2 protein-coding genes and 1 pseudogene are annotated in these 5,016 nt (G+C 60.3%); 1 reads left to right on the top strand and 2 read right to left on the bottom strand.

Translation table 11 applies throughout. The annotated features are described in order from the left end of the window. Positions 1–53 precede the first annotated feature (53 nt). Together HT737_RS26495 and HT737_RS26490 are read right to left on the bottom strand one after the other, a co-directional pair. Positions 54–1,337 (bottom strand): Zn-dependent hydrolase, encoded by a 1,284-nt coding sequence (locus HT737_RS26495; RefSeq protein ID WP_182404318.1) that lies wholly within the window; start codon positions 1,335–1,337, stop codon positions 54–56. A gap of 168 nt (positions 1,338–1,505) precedes the next feature. Beyond that, a pseudogene (locus HT737_RS26490) lies at positions 1,506–2,974 on the bottom strand (NCS1 family nucleobase:cation symporter-1). A gap of 625 nt (positions 2,975–3,599) precedes the next feature. Between HT737_RS26490 and hydA the strand changes: the two are divergent. Next, a partial coding sequence (gene hydA, locus HT737_RS26485; RefSeq protein ID WP_182404317.1) for a dihydropyrimidinase occupies positions 3,600–5,016 on the top strand: 1,417 nt, incomplete at its 3' end.

Below are 5,016 nucleotides of genomic sequence, written 5' to 3'. Positions count from 1 at the left end.
CAACTGTAGGAGCTGCCGCAGGCTCGGGCCGCAATCGGACGATCTTTTGATCTTCAGGCGGCGCGCTGCCCCTCCGCCACCATCGCCGAAGCCGCCAACATCGCCCGCAACAACACCGCACACCCGGCCGCCAGATCATCCGGCGCGGCATTCTCGATTTCGTTGTGGCTGATGCCGCCTTCGCAAGGCACGAAGATCATCCCGGCCGGGCCGAGTTCGGCGAGGAAAATCGCGTCGTGGCCGGCGCCGCTGACGATGTCCATGTGTGACAAGCCCAGGCCTTTCGCCGCGCTGCGCACGGCTTCGACGCAGCCTTTTTCGAAGTACAGCGGCGGGAAGTCGGCGGTCGGGGTCAGTTCATAGGTCAGGCCGTGTTCTTCGCAGGTCGCGTCGATGACCTGCTTCACTTCGGCAATCATCGAATCGAGGCGCTCTGGCTGCAGATGGCGGAAGTCGAGGGTCATGCGCACTTCGCCGGGGATGACGTTGCGCGAACCGGGGTAGGCTTGCAGGCAACCGACGGTGCCGCAGGCGTGGGGTTGGTGGCCGAGGGCGGCGCGGTTGACTGCACCGACAATCACCGAGGCGCCGACCAGGGCGTCCTTGCGCAGGTGCATCGGCGTTGGCCCGGCGTGCGCTTCGACGCCGCGCAGTTTCAGATCAAACCACTTCTGCCCGAGCGCGCCGAGCACCACGCCGATGGTTTTCTGCTCATCTTCGAGGATCGGGCCTTGCTCGATGTGTGCTTCAAAATAGGCGCCAACCTTGTGCCCGCTGACTTTGCGTGACCCCGCGTAACCAATGGCGTTGAGCGCTTCGCCGACGGTGACGCCGTCGGCATCGACCTTGGCCAGGGTTTCTTCGAGGGTGAATTTTTCGGCGAACACGCCGGAACCCATCATGCACGGAGCAAAGCGCGAGCCTTCTTCGTTGGTCCAGACCACCACTTCCAGCGGTGCTTCGGTTTCCACGCCGAGGTCATTGAGGGTGCGCAGCACTTCGACCCCGGCGAGCACGCCGAAGCAGCCGTCGAACTTGCCGCCGGTGGGCTGGGTGTCGATGTGGCTGCCGGTCATCACCGGCGGCAGGTTCGGGTTACGCCCCGGACGACGGGCGAAGATGTTGCCGACTTCATCCACCGTGACGCTGCATCCGGCGTCCTTGCACCACTGCACGAACAGGTCACGAGCCTGACGGTCGAGGTCGGTCAGGGCCAGGCGACAGACCCCGCCCTTGACCGTGGCACCGAGCTTGGCCAGTTCCATGAGCGAGGCCCAGAGGCGGTCGCGGTTAATGTGCTGATGGGTGGATTGCAGAACGTCTACGGCTGCGTTCATGTTGATCTCCTCAGGCAGTTTCTTAGGGTATTTCTTTGGTGTTTTCCAGGCCGCCATCGCTGGCAAGCCAGCTCCCACAGGTTTTGAGTGAACTCATGGTTTGTGTACGACTTGATCCTTGTGGGAGCTGGCTTGCCAGCGATGAGGCCATCCCTCACACCGGTGATTTCACGACCGAAGCTGCGCCCGCATCACGCACAACCCGTAATAAATCACCCCGCCCAGCGCCGAACCGGTAAACCAGCCATAACTGTAAAACCAGCTGAACGCATCGCTACCCAGCGACAGCAGGGTCAGCACCACCGGCACGCCAAACGCAGTAAACCCGGCCCAGTTCCACGCCGGATACACGTCATCCCGGTACAACCCGGCCAGGTCCAGTTGCTGCTTCTTGATCAGGAAATAGTCCACCACCATGATCCCGGCGATTGGTCCGAGCAGGCTCGAATAGCCGAGCAGCCAGTTGGAATACACGGTTTCCAGGCTGACATCGGAAACGATCAGACCGAGCTTTTTCAGCAGCTCGTGGGCCATCAACGCCAGCCCGACGAAGCCGGTGAGCAACACCGCTTTGGTACGGTTGATCACCTTGGGCGCGATGTTCTGGAAGTCGTTGGTTGGCGAAACAATGTTCGCCGCCGTATTGGTCGACAGCGTGGCGATGATGATCAGCGCCATGGCCACCGCCACCCACAGCGGGCTCTGGATATGGCCGATCAGGCTGACCGGATCCGATACCGTGACACCGACCAGCTTCACCGACGCGGCGGTCATCACCACCCCCAGCGAAGCGAACAGGAACATGGTCAGCGGCAGGCCGAAAATCTGCCCGAGGATCTGGTCTTTCTGGCTTTTGGCGTAACGGCTGAAGTCGGGAATGTTCAGCGACAACGTGGCCCAGAAGCCGACCATTGCCGTCAGCCCCGCAGCGAAGTAACTGACCACGCTCGCGCCTTCCGGGCGCTTCGGTGGAATCGCCAGCAGCTCGGTCATCGACACATTGGGCATCGCCCACACCAGCAGGCCGATGCCGACCGCCACCAGCAACGGCGCGGACAGGGTTTCCAGCCATTTGATCGACTCGGCGCCACGGATCACCACCCACAGGTTCAGCGACCAGAAAATCATGAAGCCGATCACCTCCCCCGTGCCGCCGAGGGATTTCCAGCCCTCGAATACCGAGCCGAGAAACAGGTGAATCGCCAACCCGCCGAACATGGTCTGAATGCCGAACCAGCCACACGCCACCAGCGCACGAATCAGGCACGGCACGTTGGAGCCAAGCACGCCGAACGACGAACGCAGCAGCACCGGGAATGGAATGCCGTACTTGGTGCCGGGAAAGGCGTTGAGGGTCAGCGGGATCAGCACGATGACGTTGGCCAGCAGAATCGCCATCAGCGCTTCGCCGACAGTCAGGCCGAAGTACGCGGTGAGCACGCCGCCGAGGGTGTAAGTCGGCACGCACACCGACATGCGACCCACAGCGCGGTGATGTGCCATTTGTTCCAGGTGCGTTCGCGCACCTTGGTCGGTGCCATATCGTGGTTGTAACGGGGACTGTCGAGGACGTCGCTGCCGGCTTCGAGTTCGAACAAGCCGTCGCGCTCGGTCACTTGCGATCTGTTCTGTTGCATGGCCGCTCCACTGTTCTTCTGATTATTTTTTTGCTCATCAGGCGGCTGCACACCAGGGTGCGAGCCGGACGATGGCCGGAGGAACTGACAACTTTCTTGCACCGGCCATGGTGTCAGCGGCGGCATCAATAAACGTGCCGGGTACTCCGTCTGACGCTCAGGCGGTGCTACAAACGCATTGCAACTTTCTGATAATTCACGCTTTTAATTATTCACCGGAGGAGTCCGCGAAAACCTGTCTACACGCTCAGGCTAAACGTTTGCCAAGTTGTCCGAACTGTCAGGACTCAATCTGGTGCACTGCACTTTTTTTTCATTACAGGCGATTAACCGCAGCTCAACTTCAAGCAGCTGATTTCACATAGGAAATCTTGCTCATATTTCCATCCTGTCAAGTGCGTCAAAATGGTGAACGGCCTCACCATTTTGGTGATTTATGTTTTTTATCTTTATTTTTCAACGATTTAAAACAGCAATAAGCTTATAAAAAATAATCTTGATCAATTGCAGAACTGCGGCTAGCTTCTATTCCTGACAGCGCTGACAGGAATACGCCGATCAGCGTTGTACATCAATAAAACATTGAGAACCGGCACAAGTCGGTCATGCCTGCGAGGAACTCGGAATGTCTCTGTTGATCCGTGGCGCCACCGTTGTTACCCATGATGAAAGTTATCGCGCCGACGTCTATTGCGCCGACGGCGTGATCAACGCCATTGGTCAAAACCTGGATATTCCCGCCGGTGCCGAAGTGCTCGACGGCAGCGGCCAATACCTGATGCCCGGCGGCATCGATCCACACACCCACATGCAATTGCCCTTCATGGGCACCGTGGCCAGTGAAGACTTTTACAGCGGCACTGCCGCAGGTCTGGCTGGCGGTACCACGTCGATCATCGACTTCGTGATTCCCAATCCGCAGCAGTCATTGATGGAAGCGTTTCATCAGTGGCGTGGCTGGGCCGAAAAGTCCGCCTCGGACTACGGCTTTCACGTCGCGATCACCTGGTGGAGCGAGCAGGTGCGCGAGGAAATGGCCGAGCTGGTCAGCCACCACGGGATCAACAGCTTCAAGCATTTCATGGCCTACAAGAACGCGATCATGGCCGCCGACGACACGCTGGTGGCGAGCTTCGAGCGCTGCCTGGAACTCGGCGCCGTGCCGACCGTGCATGCGGAAAACGGTGAACTGGTTTATCACCTGCAACGCAAGTTGATGGCCCAGGGCATCACCGGGCCGGAAGCCCATCCTCTGTCGCGGCCATCGCAGGTGGAAGGCGAAGCGGCGAGCCGGGCGATTCGCATTGCCGAGACCATCGGCACGCCGTTGTACCTGGTGCACGTTTCGACCAAAGAAGCGCTGGATGAAATCACTTACGCCCGCAGCAAGGGCCAACCGGTATACGGCGAAGTGCTGGCCGGGCATCTGCTGCTCGACGACAGTGTCTACCAGCACCCGGACTGGCAGACCGCCGCCGGTTACGTGATGAGCCCGCCGTTCCGCCCGCGCGGGCATCAGGAGGCCCTTTGGCATGGCCTGCAGAGCGGTAATCTGCACACCACCGCCACCGACCACTGCTGCTTCTGCGCCGAGCAAAAAGCCGCCGGGCGCGACGACTTCAGCAAGATCCCCAACGGCACCGCCGGTATCGAAGACCGCATGGCGGTGTTGTGGGATGAAGGGGTCAACAGCGGCCGTTTGTCGATGCAGGATTTCGTCGCCCTCACCTCCACCAATACCGCAAAAATCTTCAACCTCTACCCGCGCAAAGGCTCGATTCGCGTCGGCGCCGACGCCGACCTGGTGCTGTGGGACCCGCACGGCACCCGCACCATTTCCGCCAAGACCCACCATCAGCAGGTGGACTTCAACATTTTCGAAGGCAAGACCGTGCGCGGCGTGCCGAGCCATACCGTCAGCCAGGGCAAAGTGGTCTGGGCCGACGGCGACCTGCGCGCCGAGCGCGGCGCCGGGCGGTACATCGAACGGCCGGCGTATCCGGCGGTGTTTGATTTGCTGAGCAAGCGGGCTGAGATGCATA

Origin of the sequence: Pseudomonas sp. MD195_PC81_125, from assembly GCF_014060985.1 — a bacterium.
In the GTDB taxonomy this organism is placed as follows: Bacteria; Pseudomonadota; Gammaproteobacteria; order Pseudomonadales; family Pseudomonadaceae; genus Aquipseudomonas; species Aquipseudomonas parakoreensis.
Note: the sequence above shows the minus strand (reverse complement) of the source record. Positions and strands in the feature narration are given on the sequence as shown.